Source organism: Rummeliibacillus sp. GQ308 (assembly GCF_059759115.1).
Map to the genome: position 1 here is coordinate 822,026 of NZ_JCAXDQ010000001.1, position 17,162 is coordinate 839,187.

Here is a 17,162-nt window from a genome sequence, read left to right on the forward strand (position 1 = left end):
AAGATAACGATTAGGAGAACAAGACATGAGAACAATCAAAAATATTAAAGAAGAATTAGATACTATTGTTGAATGGCAGGAATGGATGGAAGAGTTAAAAGACGATCCACGGCAAGGAGCCAAAAAAGCCTTGCAGCAATGGTATCGACGAAAAGAGAAAGAAAATGAACTGGCTAAAGAGCACCAAAAGAAAATAGCATTTGACCAGTCGTTTAGGCCATATAAACAGGCATTAATTGCAGGCATTGATGAAGCTGGTCGTGGACCATTGGCAGGGCCGGTAGTAACAGCAGCTGTTATATTGCCAGATGAATGCGACTCATTGATAGGCTTAAACGATTCTAAGCAACTTTCTAAGCAGGCCAGGGAGAAATTCGCAGAGAAAATTCAAGAGTGTGCATTAGCTACAGCGATCCACTTTCAACCAGCTGATATTATTGATGAACTTAATATTTATGAAGCGACAAAACAATCCATGAAGTCCTCAGTTGAAATGCTGCAGTTAAAGCCCGATTTTGTACTGGCAGATGCCATGACTTTGCCGATTGATATAGAACAAGCTTCTATTATTAAAGGGGATGCCAAAAGTTTGGCAATTGCAGCAGCATCCATATTAGCGAAGACTGCAAGAGATCATTACATGGAGGAAATGGCTGATAAGTACCCATTCTATGGCTTTGAAAAGCATGCAGGTTATGGTACTAAGCAGCATCTAGATGCATTAGAACAACATGGTCCTACACCGATTCATCGAAAGACATTTGAACCGATTAAATCTATTCTTTTAACGAAAGGGTGAAGTGTAGTGAATTATCCATCATTGAACTCAGTTCAATTGGGCCAAACAATGGTTAATAACCAGCAGCCGCTCACACTTAAGCAAGGCCAGGTAATCCATGGTACGATAAAACAACTTTTTCCTAACCAAATGGCAGAAATTCAAATTGGTGGCCAAAAGTTAATCGCAAAATTAGAAATTCCTTTGCAGGCAGGCAATGCGCATTATTTTCAAGTGTCAGGTACTGAACCAGATTTACAATTAAAAGTAATATCAAACCCTATGACATCTGCAATGCCACTAACTCAACAAGCAGATCAGCTATTAAATGCACTTGGATTAAATCAAACAACTTCTCTGAAAGAACTAGCTTCATTTTTTCTCAAAAATAATTTGCCGCTGTCAAAAGAACTTTTTTTGCAAGCAGAGGAATTATTGAAAAATTTGCCGGATAATCTAGGGACAAAGGAAGCTTTACAAATTATCCAAAAGCTTATAGCACATAAGCTGCCTATTCAACAAGGTACATTTCAAGCTGTCCTGGAAGGAAATATGAAAAATGGATTTGCAGACCTGTTGAAAAACTTCCAGCAAGTCGTAAAAACGGATGAGACAATCTCCATGGGTATGAAAAATCAACTACTGAATCAGCTAGAACAAATCAACAATCCTCTTTTAAAGGAAACAGGGGGTATTCTGCTTGGGAAAATGGTAGAAGCCTTATCTTCAGAGCAAACGTTGCCAGAAAATAAAGCGGCTATTTTGCAGGCGTTGAAGGATGTGGGAGTAATACCTCAAAATTCGAGGTTGTCCAATTGGCAGCAAGAGATTTTTCAACAACCGGCTAGCAGTGGGGCAACCTCCGACCCCATAAACAACAAGACGGAACAGCCAATAGAGCTGCGTACAATAGTGAAACTGCTTCAGGCGCTAGAACAGCAGCCGACTACCCAAGATAAGGGACAGCTTATCGGGCAAATTCAAACAGCCATTGAAAAGAATACATTACTTACTACAGAACAAAAAAGTAACCTAATTCAATTGGCACAACAATCCACATCAACGAAAGACATAGCCCAAACTAAAGCTGTCATAACTCAATTGCAAGAGCAATTGTTAAAGGCTGCTAGTGAGAACGCGATAGTAAAACCATTTGAAGTAGATGATAAAGGCACATCAGCTAAGCACCAGCTGCTTCAATTGCTTGGCCAGGAGGGTAATTCCGAACAACTTTTCAGCCATTTAACAAAGTATACGTTAGAGTCGAAATCAACACATTTAAAAGGAATGCTACAAGAGACTGAGGATCAATTGGCAAATAATCTAAACGGTAAAGCTATTCAAGCGACCATTAAGGAATTATTCAAGGGACTAGGGCTAAGTTACGAAGCAAAATTAGCAGACGCCTCATCTGACATTCGCCAATTCGCTGAACAACTAAAACCGCAACTAATTGGGCTTTTGCAAAATGGAGTGGTATCTGACGCAACTAAAGATTTAGCAAAGCAAGTGTCAGCAAGGCTTGATGGAATGCAGTATTTATCTACTGAATTAGGGCCAGAGCAACAGCTAATCATGCAATTACCACTTAATTTCTTAGGAAGGCAATCAGAGGCAACACTGCAGTGGAGCGGTCGGAAAGGTGCAGATGGAAAGATTGATGCGGATTTTGCACGCATCCTATTTTATTTGCAATTGCATTCATTAAAAGAAACAGTAGTGGACATGCAGGTTCAAAGCAGGATAGTAACTGTAAATATCTACAATGACAACGAAGGTCTAAAAAACTTAGCAGCCCCCCTTAAAGCGTTGTTAAAAGAAAATCTAGCACGTCATGATTACCAGCTGTCCGGTCTCATTTTCAAAGACCAGCCGGAAACAGCTAAAAGCAATAGCATCAATCTTTTCCAATCTTCAAATGCCGAACAAAGGGGAGTTGATTTCAAAATATGACAAAAGAGCCAAGTGTGCGTAAGGAAGCGGTTGCCTTAACTTATAATCCCAACCAAGCAGATGCGCCTAAAGTGATTGCAAAAGGGAAGGGTCAAATTGCTGAAAAGATTTTAGAGCGGGCAGAAGCCAATCACATTCCCATACAAAAAGATCCGTCACTTGTTCAATTATTGGGACAGCTAGATCTCAATGAAAGTATACCAGAGGAACTTTATCAAGCCGTCGCAGAAGTATTTGCATTTATTTACCAGTTAGATCAACTCCATGAAAAGACAAAAATCGACAAAATGTGATAAAATCTCTTTGTTCTTTCGTAGCACAAATTGTTATTTTTTAAATAAAAAATGTCATAAAATAGAGAATCTCTGGACATTATAGTTTTATTTATATACAATAAACTTGTATTTCAGAATACTAGTATTTGAGAACATGAAGGAATTTAGTTGGGAGGAACAAGGATGAATATCCACGAATATCAAGGGAAAGAGATTCTTCGTAAATATGGGGTAGCTGTTCCTGCTGGTCGGGTTGCTTTCTCGCCAGAAGAAGCAGTAAATATTGCGAAAGAATTAGATTCCAAAGTTACGGTAGTAAAAGCTCAAATTCATGCAGGCGGCCGCGGTAAAGCTGGCGGTGTAAAGATTGCGAAAAACTTAGATGAGGTTCGCTCTTACGCAAAAGAATTATTGGGCAAAGTACTTGTAACACATCAAACCGGCCCAGAAGGAAAAGAAGTAAAACGCCTATACATAGAGGCAGGTTCAGATATTCAAAAAGAATACTATGTAAGTCTTTTAGTTGATCGTGCGACTTCTCGCGTAACATTAATGGGATCTGAAGCAGGTGGTATGGATATCGAGGAAGTTGCTGAAGAAACACCAGAAAAAATATTTAAAGAAGTTATCGATCCAGTAGTAGGTTTAACAGGCTTCCAAGCTAGACGCCTTGCTTTTAATATGAATATCCCTACTAAGTTAATCAATAAAACTGCTAATTTAATGTTAGGTTTATATAAAGCGTTTACAGATAAAGATGCTTCCATCTTAGAAATTAACCCGCTTGCTGTTACAGGAGACGGAGAAGTAATGGCACTTGATGCCAAATTCAACTTCGACGACAATGCATTGTATCGCCATAAAGATGTTGTCGAATTGCGCGATTTTGATGAAGAAGACCAAAAAGAAATCGAAGCATCAAAGTATGACTTAAACTATGTTACACTTGATGGCAATATTGGTTGTATGGTAAATGGGGCAGGACTTGCTATGTCTACTATGGATACAATCAGCTTTTACGGCGGAAGACCCGCAAACTTCCTGGATGTTGGGGGCGGTGCAACAGCTGAAAAAGTAACAGAGGCATTTAAAATTATCCTTTCAGATCCGAATGTTAAAGGGATCTTTGTCAATATTTTCGGCGGTATTATGAAGTGTGACGTAATCGCTGAAGGTGTCATTGTTGCAGCTAAAGAAGTAGGTCTAAAGGTACCTCTAGTAGTAAGACTTGAGGGTACAAACGTAGAACTAGGCAAAAAATTATTAAATGAATCAGGCTTAGATATTGTTGCAGCAGATTCAATGGCTGATGGCGCTCAAAAAATTGTGGAACTTGTAGGTTAAGAAAGGCGGAATCGGGATGAGTATTTACATCAACAAAGATACAAAAGTATTGGTACAAGGCATTACAGGTTCGACAGCTCTTTTCCATACAAAACAAATGCTTGAGTATGGCACAAAGATCGTAGCTGGTGTAACTCCTGGTAAAGGTGGCACTACAGTGGAAGGGGTTCCTGTATTTAATACGGTTAGCGATGCAGTAGAAAATACAGGTGCAAATGTATCTGTAATTTATGTACCTGCTCCATTTGCGGCAGATGCTATTCTAGAAGCGGTAGATGCCGAATTAGACATGGTTATCTGTATCACTGAACATATTCCAGTACTTGATATGGTTAAAGTTAAACGTTATATGGAAGGCAAGAAAACACGTTTAATCGGACCAAACTGCCCAGGTGTTATCACAGCGGATGAGTGTAAAATTGGTATCATGCCTGGCTATATTCATACAAAAGGCCATGTAGGCGTTGTTTCTCGTTCTGGTACATTGACTTATGAAGCTGTTCATCAATTAACAGTAGAGGGCATTGGTCAATCTACTGCTGTTGGTATTGGTGGGGACCCTGTCAATGGTACGGACTTTATCGATGTATTAAAAGAGTTTGAAGCAGATCCAGACACATATGGCGTAATCATGATTGGTGAAATCGGCGGTACTGCTGAAGAAGAAGCTGCTGAATGGGTTAAAGCCAACATGACGAAACCAGTAGTTGGATTTATCGGTGGCCAAACAGCACCTCCAGGAAAACGTATGGGCCATGCCGGCGCTATTATTTCTGGCGGTAAAGGAACAGCTGCTGAAAAAATCAAAACAATGAGAGAGTGCGGTATTGAAGTAGCTGAAACACCAGCTGTAATCGGCGAAACATTTATCCGTGTTATTAAAGAAAAAGGCTTGTACGATAAGTGCAAAACCCATTAATATGTATAGTGTAGTGTAGCACTCTAAAGTGCTACACTTTTTCATTTCAATGTGAAGGGAGGAAGGTCATGAGTCATTTGACCTTTTCTGAAAGAATACTAGCATTGCATTATGTGTTCCCTGTTCCCCTAAACAGGCTTTCATCACTTCTTCAAAGAGATCCAAATTTAGAGAGAATTGGGCATACTGAAGCATCTGAATTAGCCATCCTATTAAATATCTCTGTCGATAAAGCTAAAAAATTGCAAAAAAATTATTTAAAAACGTTGGAGACCCCACTCCTACAAGCATACAAAGCACATAAAATTATCCCCATACCTTTTAATCATCCCTTATACCCCACCAGATTACTTGCATTATATGACCCGCCAGTAGTACTTTATACAAAAGGCGACTCTGCAATTTTAGAGAATAAACGAAAGATAGCTATTATAGGAGCAAGAAATGCTACTACTTATACAGATAAGGTATTAAACTTCATCGTGCCGCCATTAATAGAGCATGAGTTTGTCATTGTCAGTGGTTTGGCAAAAGGTGCTGACCGCAAGGCACATGAAACAACTATTCGTTTTTCTGGAAAAACAGTAGGGGTACTTGGACATGGATTATTTCATTTATATCCTAAAGAAAATAAAAAACTTGCTGAGCAAATGGAAATAAATCAGCTGCTTATAAGCGAATATCCACCATACGTCAAGCCGCAAAAATGGCATTTTCCTATGCGTAATCGAATCATTAGCGGTTTATCGACGGGAATAGTGGTAACAGAAGCGGCTGAAAAAAGCGGTACTTTAAGCACAATTGATCATGGATTAGAAAATGGCAAAACAATTTTTGCTGTGCCAGGCGATATTACAAATCCACTTTCAAAAGGGCCACACAAACTGATTGCAGAAGGAGCTAAACCTATATGGAATGGCTATCAAATAATAGAAGAATTAGAAGAATTTTTACATTCGAAATGAAAAATGGTTGCAAAATTTGATTTTCTGTTATACATTTTGCAACAGGTATTTCTTTTGAAAACTTAAACAGCCTCTCTAAGGGGGAACTTATATGTCGGATTATTTAGTGATAGTGGAATCTCCTGCAAAAGCGAAGACAATTGAACGTTACTTAGGAAAAAAATATAAAGTAAAAGCATCAATTGGTCATGTGCGAGATCTTCCACGCAGTCAGATGGGTATTGATACTGAAAATAATTATGAGCCTAGATATATTACGATTCGCGGTAAAGGCCCTGTACTGCAGGATTTAAAATCAGCTGCGAAAAAAGCAAAAAAAATCTATCTAGCAGCCGATCCCGATCGTGAGGGTGAAGCGATTGCATGGCACTTAGCGCAAGCTTTAAATATTGATATCGAATCAGACTGCAGAGTAGTATTTAATGAAATAACGAAGGATGCAATAAAAGAATCATTTAAACATCCTAGACCAATTGATATTGATTTAGTAGATGCACAGCAAGCACGCAGAATACTAGACCGTCTCGTAGGTTACAACATTAGCCCTTTATTATGGAAGAAAGTCAAAAAGGGTTTATCAGCAGGACGTGTACAATCAGTTGCATTAAGGCTTATTATTGATCGTGAGAATGAAATTAAAAATTTCCAGCCTGAAGAATACTGGACAATCGAAGGTAATTTCCAAAAAGGAAAAAAACCTTTTGATGCACTCTTTTATGGTAATGCCAAAGAAAAAATTAAATTAAAAAATAAAGAAGAAGTTGAAGCAATTTTAGCGAAACTAAATGGTGAAGACTTTGAAATTATTAAAGTAGTTAAACGAGAAAGAAAACGAAATCCTTCACCTGCTTTCACTACCTCATCACTGCAACAAGAAGCAGCTCGAAAGCTAAACTTTAGAGCAAGAAAAACAATGATGCTAGCACAACAATTATATGAAGGTATTGATGTTGGTAAAGAAGGTACAGTCGGTTTGATTACATATATGAGAACAGATTCAACTCGTATCTCAGAGACGGCTAAAAAAGAAGCCTTTCAATATATTGATCAAACTTATGGAAATGAATATACAACGCCGATCAATCAACAGGCGAAGAAGTCAGAAAAAGCGCAAGATGCGCATGAGGCAATCCGCCCAACAAGCACTATGCGTCATCCAGATCAACTTAAAACAGTATTGTCACGAGATCAATTAAGATTGTATCGTTTGATTTGGGATCGCTTTGTAGCAAGCCAAATGGCTCCTGCTATTTTAGATACAGTTACGGCAGATTTGCAAAATGGCGATGTTATTTTTAGAGCTTCAGGCTCCAATGTGAAATTCCCTGGTTTTATGAAGCTTTATATAGAAGGATCAGACGACCAGAAAGAAGAAAAAGACAAACTACTGCCGCCGCTTGAAAAGGGAGACGTGGTTAAGAGTCTAGAAATAAATCCAAAACAACATTTTACGCAGCCACCTCCACGTTTTTCTGAAGCAAGGCTTGTAAAAACGTTAGAAGAACTAGGGATCGGCCGTCCTTCAACATACGCCCCTACATTAGATACAATTCAAAAGCGGGGATATGTAACGTTAGAAGCTAAACGCTTTGTGCCAACTGAGCTTGGGGAAATAGTACATTCACTCGTACTAGAATTTTTCCCTGATATCATTAATATTGAATTCACTGCTCAAATGGAAAAAGATTTAGACAGTATAGAAGATGGCGATGTAAAATGGAAAAAAATTATCGATGACTTTTTCCGTAAATTCGAGAAAGATCTACAGCATGCAGAAATTGCGATGGAAAAAGTTGAAATAAAAGATGAACCTGCTGGCGAAGATTGTGAAGTTTGCGGCTCGCCAATGGTCTTTAAGCTAGGACGATATGGCAAGTTTATGGCTTGTAGCAATTTCCCAGATTGTCGGAATACTAAAGCTATTGTGAAAGAGATCGGAGTCAAATGCCCTAAATGTAAAGAGGGCGAGATTGTTGAAAGAAAGAGTAAAACAAAGCGGATTTTTTATGGATGTAACCGCTATCCAGATTGTGATTTTGTCTCTTGGGATAAGCCAATTAATCGCCCTTGTCCAAAATGTAATGAATTATTGGTGGAGAAAAAGATTAAAAAGGGTATTCAAGTCCAATGTACAAATTGCGACTACAAGGAACAACCTACACAATGATGCACTATTAGAAAGCAGGTAAAGAGAGTTATGACAACAATTGTGAATGTTATTGGAGCGGGTTTAGCAGGAAGTGAAGCAGCATGGCAAATTGCGAAAAGAGGTATTAACGTCCGTCTTTTTGAAATGCGTCCTGTGAAACAAACACCAGCCCACCACACGGATAAATTTGCAGAACTTGTTTGCAGCAATTCATTGCGTGCAAATAATCTTACAAATGCTGTTGGCGTTATTAAAGAAGAAATGCGCCAACTAGATTCAATTATTATTGAAGCAGCAGACCAATGCTCAGTACCAGCAGGTGGTGCACTAGCTGTTGACCGCCATGAATTTTCTGGTTATATAACGGAAAAGGTGAAAAATCATCCGCTTGTTGAAGTGGTGAATGAAGAAGTAACAGAGATTCCTGAGGGGATTACTGTTATCGCAACTGGACCATTAACATCCCCAGCACTTGCGGATAAAATTAAAGAATTAACAGGCGAAGAATATTTATACTTTTATGATGCAGCAGCTCCTATTATTGAAAAAGAGAGCATCAATATGGATAAAGTTTATTTGAAATCTCGCTATGATAAAGGGGAAGCAGCATATCTAAACTGTCCTATGACAGAAGAGGAATTCTATGCTTTCCAAAAAGCTTTAGTAGATGCAGAAAAAGCACCACTAAATGAATTTGAAAAAGAAAAATACTTTGAAGGTTGTATGCCTATTGAAGTAATGGCTGAACGTGGACCTAAAACTATGCTGTTTGGTCCAATGAAACCTGTAGGGTTAGAAGATCCAAAGACAGGAAAAAGACCTTTTGCAGTAGTCCAACTTCGCCAAGATGATGCAGCAGGAACACTTTATAACCTGGTAGGGTTCCAAACGCATTTAAAATGGGGAGCTCAAAAAGAAGTGTTTAGTATGATTCCAGGCTTAGAAAACCTGGAAATTGTACGGTATGGTGTTATGCATCGAAATACATTTATTAATTCTCCTAAAGCGATGGCAAAGACGTATCAATTAAAAGCACGTCCTACTTTGTTCTTTGCAGGTCAAATGACAGGGGTAGAAGGATATGTAGAATCAGCGGGGAGCGGACTCATTGCAGGTATTAATGCTGCTCGGTTAGCACAGCAACAGGACTTGTGTATATTCCCATCTGAAACTGCACTTGGTAGTATGGCTCGTTATATAACAGAGACTGATGCTAAGCATTTCCAACCAATGAATGTTAACTTTGGTTTATTCCCTCCACTAGGAGAAAAGATTAAATCGAAGCAGGAACGCGGAGAGAAACATGCGGAACGTGCACTAGCAGCGCTAAAACAATTCAAAGAATTAAATACATTATAATTAGTTTGCTAAAGTCCTTAATTGTTGATATACTTTTAAGGGCTTTTTGCTTTGTCAATATTTTTTTGTTTTTTTCTTATTTAAGGTTAATCTATTCCAATTTTAGGCATACTATTAAAAGATCCATTTTGGACACAAAAACGCCATAAATCTACTGAAAATTTCCATATTCTAAGTTGTTAAAAAGTGTTCTTGCTTTATTTAATTCAATGACAGTGGGAGAATACAAAAGAAAGCTTTAGTTTGGAGTGTTTAAATGAACCTACAGTTTGATGATGCACTTGAACAATTTATGACATATATACAGCTTGAAAAGAATTATTCGCCGTTAACAGTCCAAGAATATCGAACAGATTTGCTAGAGTTTTTTTCGTTTCTTCATACTGAAGATGTAAAAGAATTGACGCAAGTTGAATACGTTCATGCAAGACTTTATATAACAAAATTGTATGAAGAAAAAAAAGCAAGAACCACCGTCTCTAGAAAGATATCATCAATCCGTTCTTTCTTTAGATTTTTAAATAAAGAATATGAAATTGATGATGTAGCATTCCAAGCGCTATATCACCCCAAAAAGGAAAAAAGGCTCCCTCACTTTTTTTATGAAGAAGAACTTTCTCAATTATTCCAAGCCAATGAAGGTGAAGATCGGAAATCGCTACGCAATATGGCTATCCTAGAGCTACTCTATGCTACTGGTATCCGTGTGAGCGAGTTGACTTCTCTACAAATAAAAGACATTGACTTTTCCTTAAATATCATTAGAGTGATGGGGAAAGGTAGAAAAGAGCGCTATGTTCCTTTCGGTGAATATGCAGGACATTCACTAACACGATATATTGAAGAAGCGCGTTCTGCGCTAATGAAGTCGAATAAACACAATTTTGTGTTTGTGAATCTGCACGGAGGGGCAATCACTTCAAGAGGAATACGCTATATATTAAATGAGATGATTGCAAAAGCAGAACTACATACAACGATTCATCCGCATATGCTTAGACATACTTTTGCTACACATTTATTAAATAACGGAGCTGATCTCCGAACGGTCCAGGAGCTTTTAGGCCATTCCAGTTTATCTTCTACTCAAGTTTATACGCATGTAACGAAAGAACATTTACGAAATACGTATATAAATGCTCATCCACGAGCGTAAAATTTTGAAGGAGGTTTTTTGATGGATTTGCATGCAACCACAATATTCGCTATACAACATAAAGGGGCTAGTGCCATGGCAGGCGATGGCCAAGTCACATTAGGAAATTCTGTTGTAATGAAACATACTGCCAAAAAGGTGCGTCGTTTATATAACGGAAAAGTTCTTGCAGGCTTTGCAGGCTCTGTTGCTGATGCTTTTACGTTGTTTGAAATGTTTGAAAGTCGGTTAATGGAATACAACGGCAATCTACAGCGTGCAGCTGTTGAAGTAGCTAAGCAATGGCGCGGAGACAAAATGCTGCAAAAGCTTGAAGCTTTGCTCCTTGTCATGAATAACGAAACATTATTGCTTGTATCAGGTTCAGGTGAAGTAATCGAACCGGATGATGGTATTTTAGCGATTGGCTCAGGCGGAAATTATGCTTTATCTGCAGGCAGGGCATTAAAGCAATATGCAGGGGATACATTAACTGCACATGATATTGCAAAAGCATCGCTTGAAATTGCGGCAGATATTTGTGTATTTACAAACCATAATATTATTGTGGAGGACTTAAGCGAATGACATTACAAAAAACGCCAAGAGAAATGTTGGACTATTTGAATCGTTATATTGTTGGTCAAGAACAAGCCAAAAGAGCGGTGTCAGTTGCGCTTCGTAACAGATATCGTAGACAGTTATTGCCGGATGAAATGAAGAATGAAGTCATTCCAAAGAATATTTTAATGATCGGACCAACAGGTGTCGGAAAAACAGAAATCGCAAGAAGAATCGCACGCTTGGTAAAAGCGCCGTTTTTAAAAGTAGAGGCTACAAAATTTACCGAAGTGGGTTATGTTGGACGAGACGTTGAATCAATGGTAAGAGATTTAGTCGAAATCTCTAATCGACTTGTAAAAGAAGAAAAACAAGAAGAAGTGAAAGAACAGGCTGAAAGATTGGCAAATGATCAAATCGTTAAACTACTTGTGCCTAGCATGAAAAAGAAACAGAATACGCCGAACCCATTTGAGGCATTATTTGGCCAAAAAGTGGAGGCTTCTGACGATCAGCCGGAAGAAGATACTCAAGTACGTTTGAAAAGATCTCAAATTGCTGATGATTTAAGGAACGGCAAATTAGAGAACGAATGGGTTACGATAGAAGTGACTGAACAGCAAACAGGCATGATGGGTATGATCCCAGGTGGATTTGATATGGGTGGTACAAATATGGGAGATATGCTCTCAAGTTTAATGCCTCAAAAGAAAAAGAAGCGCCGTTTACAAGTAAAAGATGCAAGACGAGCTTTAACCATCGAAGAAGCCAATAAATTGATTGACAGCGATGAGGTAGCGGTAGAAGCCATCCATCGGGCAGAACAAACAGGTATTATCTTTATTGATGAAATTGATAAAGTTGCTACTAAAAGCAATGGAGGAAATAGCGCAAATGTATCGCGTGAAGGCGTACAACGCGATATTTTACCGATTGTAGAAGGATCGACCGTGAATACAAAATATGGTCCGGTACGGACAGATTTCATGTTATTTATTGCGGCAGGTGCTTTTCATATGTCAAAGCCTTCCGATTTAATACCTGAATTGCAGGGGCGTTTTCCAATTCGCGTAGAGCTAGAAAAATTAACGAAAGAAGATTTTATACGGATTCTTAAAGAACCAGACCATTCGTTAATTCTTCAGTATGAAGCGCTTCTTGCTACCGAGGAAATAGAAATTTCATTCACAGACGGAGCAATTGATCGTATTGCAGAAATTGCCACTAATATAAACCAAGATTCAGACAATATAGGAGCGAGACGTCTGCATACAATCCTTGAACGTTTGTTAGAAGAGCTTTCGTTTGAAGCGTCGGATATATCACCGGCCCGTATTGAAATCACAGAAAATTACGTAGACGAAAAACTTAATGAAATTGTCAAGAATAAAGATTTGTCACAATTTATTTTATAGTATATAATCTAATGTATTGCACAAAATTTGAAACCTTTTGAATATTTCAAAAATGAGGTAAAAATTACAGGAGGAACATTCGTAATGAATTTATTAGAAAAAACAAGAAAAATTAACTCTATGCTGCAAGCGTCAGCAGGAAGACAAGTAAACTTCAAAGAGATGGCAGAAGAACTTGGTGAAGTTATTGAGAGTAACGTATATATAGTAAGCCGAAAAGGGAAATTGTTGGGTATTGGTGTAAAACAACAAATTGAAAACGAACGTTTCAAAAAAATGTTAGAAGAGCGTCAATTCCCAGAAGAATATACACGTAAGTTATATGACTTCTCTGAAACAGCTTCGAACTTGGGTGTCTCGGATGAGCACAGTGCATTCCCAGTAGAAGCTCAAGAAATCTTTAAATCCGGTCTAACAACAATCGTGCCAATCAATGGTGGCGGCGAACGTTTGGGTACACTTGTTTTAGCACGTCTTGAAGATAAGTTTGAAGACGACGATTTGATCCTAGCTGAATACGGTGCAACTGTGGTAGGTATGGAAATCTTACGTGAAAAAGCAGAAGAAATTGAAGAAGAAGCTAGAAGCAAAGCGGTTGTTCAAATGGCGATCAATTCATTGTCTTACAGTGAGCTTGAGGCGATCGAGCATATCTTTGAAGAACTAGATGGCTCTGAAGGTTTACTAGTTGCTTCTAAAATTGCTGACCGTGTCGGTATAACACGTTCAGTGATTGTCAATGCATTGCGTAAGTTAGAATCAGCCGGTGTGATTGAGTCACGTTCTTTAGGTATGAAAGGTACTTATATTAAAGTACTAAACAACAAATTCCTAAATGCTTTAGCAGAAATCAAAATGAGATAAGTTGAAATTGCTGTTTTGTCCTTAACAGGGGACAAAACAGCTTTTTTATTTACCCTGCTACTTCCCGGATACTCAAAACACCTTCTCTCTCTTCACTATTAAGATACACCCACCTTAAAAGATTATCAGAATGTGACAAATTAAAATACATAGTTCGCAAAAATACACCAAATTAACTTAAAATGGTATAATATGTGCTATCAACCAGTCTTATAAATTTATTGCTCACAATATTAAGAATATGACAATTGAAAAAATAAGGAAAAACATTTATAATATTCTTCGTTAGGAAAAAAGGTTTAGTAATATTTACTTTGCAAATTTATAAATTTATGTACATTTAAACATATATTCTATCAAAAATGCTGTATTAAAAGATATACACTATTAAAATAGTGAAAAAGGATTTAGGTAATAAGGCCTTTCATTTATCAAGTTTATTGTATGTGGAAGATTTTTCTGCCAGTAAAAATGGTCTGTTAAACCTATTAAAAATATGATAAATACGATAGACACTTTATAACATCTTTATTACAATTATAACATCAGAAAATTAGTTGAATTTGACGAATAAAGTCGAATTGAGGTGAATGAATTGGGTATTTTCGACGGAACCCTCTCTAATATTGAGAATGGGTTGTCATATGCAAGTTTAAAACAGAAAACAATCGCTCAAAACATTGCGAATGTAGATACGCCGAATTATAAAGCAAAGGATGTAAGTTTTCACAAAATGCTAGAAGATGCGAAGAATTCTTCGATTCAGGCAAATAAGACTGACACAAAACATTTTGATTTCCAATCTACAAACCAAACTCCAGGTGTAGTGAACAATAGACAATTAAGCTACAGAAATAATGGGAATAGTGTTGATATGGATAAAGAACAAGCGAGTCTAGCAGAGAATAGTATTTTTTACAATACACTAATTGAACGCGAAAATGGCAAATTAAATTCGCTTCTGACAGTTATTAAGGGAGGCAATTAATCGTGTCAATATTTCAAAGTATGGATACAACTGGATCTGCATTAACTGCACAGCGTTTGAGAATGGATACTATTTCATCCAATATGGCCAATGTAGATACAACAAGAGCAAAACAGGTTGATGGCAAATGGGTTCCTTACACACGAAAAACAGTTACTTTAGTCCCGAAAGGAAATTCATTTTCTAACTTTCTTAATAAAGCTGTTGGATCTGATCAAACAGTAGGCAATGGTGTAAAAGTAGCTAGTATCAATGAAGATACAAAGACACCTTATAAACTTGTATATGATCCAACCAACCCTGATGCAAATGAGGATGGATATGTTCAAGCGCCAAATATTGATCCGCTAAAAGAAATGGTAAATCTAATCTCAGCCACACGCTCGTATGAAGCAAATGTAACAGTTTTTAATGCTAATAAATCTATGCTTTCAAAAGCATTAGAGATAGGAAAATAATCAACCAGGAAGGATGATAAAGATTGGCAATTTCTCAAGTTTCTATTTCACAGCCAGTGCAGCCAACTATGTCTCAAACTGCAACAGAAAAGACGTCAACGAATGAGAAAGAAAACTTCGGTGCTGTTTTAAAAGATGCAATCTCAGCTGTGAATAATAGTCAGGTAGCTTCTGATAATATGACGAATCGGCTTGTCAATGGAGAAAATGTAGAGCTTCATGATGTAATGATTACTGCTCAAAAGGCAAATATCACACTAAACACCGCCCTCCAAATTCGCAATAAAGTAGTAGAAGCGTATCAAGAGATTATGCGAATGACAGTTTAATAGGAATGTTTATTAGAGAGAGAAAACAAAAACATTACCTATAACCGGAGGATCAAAATGAATGAAAGATTAACGAAAATTAAGACTAACTTCAGTCAGTTTTGGAAAAGTCGATCAAAAGTACAAAAAGGTACAATTATCGGTTCTATTTTAGCTGTGCTAATGATTGCTGCTATTATTACTTTCTTTGCTACAAGAGTAACCTATGCCCCTTTATTTTCAGATTTGTCTGCTGCTGAAGTCGGTCAAATCAAGGAACAATTAACTTCTGATGGGGTGAAATTTCAAGTCACTAATGGTGGGACAGCGATAGAAGTGCCAAAAGATCAAGTAGATGATTTAAAGGTTGATTTGGCATCACAAGGATTACCTCAGTCAGGGCAAATTGACTATTCATTCTTCTCCCAAAATGCTGGCTTTGGTATGACAGATAATGAGTTTAACATGCTTAAGCTTGCATCCATGCAAACAGAGCTTGGAAATCTAATGAAGCAAGTAAAGGGCGTTAAAGATGCTAAAGTGATGATTAATTTACCAGAAAAAGGTGTTTTTGTAAGCGATACTCAGCAAGAGGCGAGTGCATCTATTGTATTAAACACTGAACCTGGATATCAATTTACCGAAGCGGAAATTAAAACACTTTATAATCTAGCATCAAAAAGTATACCGAATTTAAAGCCTGAGAATATTGTGATTACTAACCAGTACTTTGAATACTACGATCTTGGTACTGAAACAGCAGATAGTGGTGATGGTTTATCTGCTACAGGTGCGACAAAACAGTTGGCAATCAAAAAACAGATTGAACGTGATTTAGGGCGCCAAGTCCAAACCATGTTAGGCCAGTTGATGGGTCCTGGCAAAGCAGCTGTCAGCGTTACGACTGATATCGACTTTACTCAGGAAAACAGAGAAGAAAATTTAGTAGAACCCGTTGATAAGGACAACATGGCCGGAATCCAAATTAGTGCTCAAAAAATTAACGAGACTTATACAGGAGACGGTGCAGGAGCTGGCGGGACACCTGAAGGAGATTCCAACACAGATAATTTTACTGATTATCAATCTTCAAGCAATGGGAACGGCGACTACGAAAAGAGCGAAGATACTGTCAACTATGAAGTGAATCGTATCAAAAGAAAAATTACAGAAAGCCCATACCGCATACGCGATATAGGAATTCAGGTAATGGTCGAACCTCCAAAAGCAGGCGATCCAACATCATTGCCAGCCGCAACGCAGGACGATATCAAAAATATGCTAGCTTCAATCGTTCGGACATCAATCGATAAGAATGAAGCGGGACAACTAACGAATCAGCAAATTAATGAAAAAGTCATTGTGGCTGTAGAAAAATTGAATGGAAAAGCTACTGTTCCAACAGCGCAAACTAATTCAATTCCATGGTGGGTTTATGTCATTGGCGGGATCCTTCTTGCTGCAATAGGTATTTTAGTCTTCTTTATTTTACGTTCTAGAAGACAGACGGAAGAGGAAGAAGAGTACGATTACTATGAAGAAGAGGAAATTGATGTAGACGATATATCTGAAGAAAAAGAAACTGAAACGACATTACGTCGAAAACAGTTAGAAAGAATGGCGAAAGACAAGCCGGAGGAATTTGCGAAATTACTTAGAACATGGATAACGGAAGATTAATAGGGGGAATT

General features: G+C 37.8%; 16 protein-coding genes. All 16 read left to right on the forward strand.

Annotated features, from left to right (window positions below; translation table 11 throughout):
• Window positions 1-25: 25 nt before the first annotated feature.
• The 16 genes from rnhB (at window position 26) to fliF (ending at window position 17,151) form a co-directional block, all read left to right on the forward strand.
• Window positions 26-799 carry a ribonuclease HII gene (gene rnhB / locus AC6CHJ_RS03890; protein WP_147194174.1) on the forward strand — a complete coding sequence of 258 codons (774 nt, stop codon included), beginning with the start codon at window positions 26-28 and terminating at the stop codon, window positions 797-799.
• A gap of 6 nt (window positions 800-805) precedes the next feature.
• Window positions 806-2,731 carry a TP0910 N-terminal domain-containing protein gene (locus AC6CHJ_RS03895; RefSeq protein WP_498287342.1) on the forward strand — a complete coding sequence of 642 codons (1,926 nt, stop codon included), beginning with the start codon at window positions 806-808 and terminating at the stop codon, window positions 2,729-2,731.
• Window positions 2,728-3,024, forward strand: coding sequence for an EscU/YscU/HrcU family type III secretion system export apparatus switch protein (locus AC6CHJ_RS03900; RefSeq protein WP_066785374.1), 297 nt, complete (start codon window positions 2,728-2,730; stop codon window positions 3,022-3,024). The genes AC6CHJ_RS03895 and AC6CHJ_RS03900 overlap by 4 nt, the downstream gene beginning before the upstream one ends.
• 165 nt (window positions 3,025-3,189) lie before the next feature.
• Complete coding sequence (sucC, locus tag AC6CHJ_RS03905) at window positions 3,190-4,350, forward strand: ADP-forming succinate--CoA ligase subunit beta (protein ID WP_066785376.1); 1,161 nt, start codon at window positions 3,190-3,192, stop codon at window positions 4,348-4,350.
• Window positions 4,351-4,366: 16 nt separating this feature from the next.
• Window positions 4,367-5,269 (forward strand): succinate--CoA ligase subunit alpha, encoded by a 903-nt coding sequence (gene sucD, locus AC6CHJ_RS03910; RefSeq protein ID WP_066785379.1) that lies wholly within the window; start codon window positions 4,367-4,369, stop codon window positions 5,267-5,269.
• Between the two features lie 68 nt (window positions 5,270-5,337).
• On the forward strand, window positions 5,338-6,234 hold the full coding sequence (gene dprA / locus AC6CHJ_RS03915; protein ID WP_498287344.1) for a DNA-processing protein DprA: 897 nt from the start codon (window positions 5,338-5,340) through the stop codon (window positions 6,232-6,234).
• A 91-nt stretch (window positions 6,235-6,325) separates the two neighbouring features.
• Window positions 6,326-8,401, forward strand: a complete 2,076-nt coding sequence (gene topA, locus AC6CHJ_RS03920) for a type I DNA topoisomerase (protein WP_147194169.1) — start codon at window positions 6,326-6,328, stop codon at window positions 8,399-8,401.
• A 30-nt stretch (window positions 8,402-8,431) separates the two neighbouring features.
• A complete protein-coding gene (trmFO, locus tag AC6CHJ_RS03925) occupies window positions 8,432-9,742 on the forward strand; it encodes an FADH(2)-oxidizing methylenetetrahydrofolate--tRNA-(uracil(54)-C(5))-methyltransferase TrmFO (protein WP_147194167.1) in 1,311 nt (436 codons plus the stop codon).
• 256 nt (window positions 9,743-9,998) lie between these two features.
• Window positions 9,999-10,898, forward strand: coding sequence for a tyrosine recombinase XerC (xerC, locus tag AC6CHJ_RS03930; RefSeq protein WP_498287346.1), 900 nt, complete (start codon window positions 9,999-10,001; stop codon window positions 10,896-10,898).
• An 18-nt stretch (window positions 10,899-10,916) separates the two neighbouring features.
• Complete coding sequence (hslV, locus tag AC6CHJ_RS03935; RefSeq protein WP_066785582.1) at window positions 10,917-11,465, forward strand: ATP-dependent protease subunit HslV; 549 nt, start codon at window positions 10,917-10,919, stop codon at window positions 11,463-11,465.
• Entirely contained in the window at window positions 11,462-12,853 is a 1,392-nt protein-coding gene (gene hslU, locus AC6CHJ_RS03940) for an ATP-dependent protease ATPase subunit HslU (RefSeq protein ID WP_147194164.1), read from the forward strand. Before hslV ends, hslU begins: the two co-directional genes overlap by 4 nt.
• Before the next feature lie 84 nt (window positions 12,854-12,937).
• Window positions 12,938-13,717 (forward strand): GTP-sensing pleiotropic transcriptional regulator CodY, encoded by a 780-nt coding sequence (codY, locus tag AC6CHJ_RS03945; protein ID WP_147194162.1) that lies wholly within the window; start codon window positions 12,938-12,940, stop codon window positions 13,715-13,717.
• Between the two features lie 595 nt (window positions 13,718-14,312).
• Window positions 14,313-14,705, forward strand: coding sequence for a flagellar basal body rod protein FlgB (gene flgB / locus AC6CHJ_RS03950; RefSeq protein ID WP_498287347.1), 393 nt, complete (start codon window positions 14,313-14,315; stop codon window positions 14,703-14,705).
• A 2-nt stretch (window positions 14,706-14,707) separates the two neighbouring features.
• On the forward strand, window positions 14,708-15,163 hold the full coding sequence (flgC, locus tag AC6CHJ_RS03955; protein ID WP_066785591.1) for a flagellar basal body rod protein FlgC: 456 nt from the start codon (window positions 14,708-14,710) through the stop codon (window positions 15,161-15,163).
• A gap of 68 nt (window positions 15,164-15,231) precedes the next feature.
• Complete coding sequence (gene fliE / locus AC6CHJ_RS03960; RefSeq protein ID WP_498288508.1) at window positions 15,232-15,492, forward strand: flagellar hook-basal body complex protein FliE; 261 nt, start codon at window positions 15,232-15,234, stop codon at window positions 15,490-15,492.
• Between the two features lie 57 nt (window positions 15,493-15,549).
• Window positions 15,550-17,151, forward strand: coding sequence for a flagellar basal-body MS-ring/collar protein FliF (fliF, locus tag AC6CHJ_RS03965; protein ID WP_498287349.1), 1,602 nt, complete (start codon window positions 15,550-15,552; stop codon window positions 17,149-17,151).
• Window positions 17,152-17,162 lie beyond the last annotated feature (11 nt).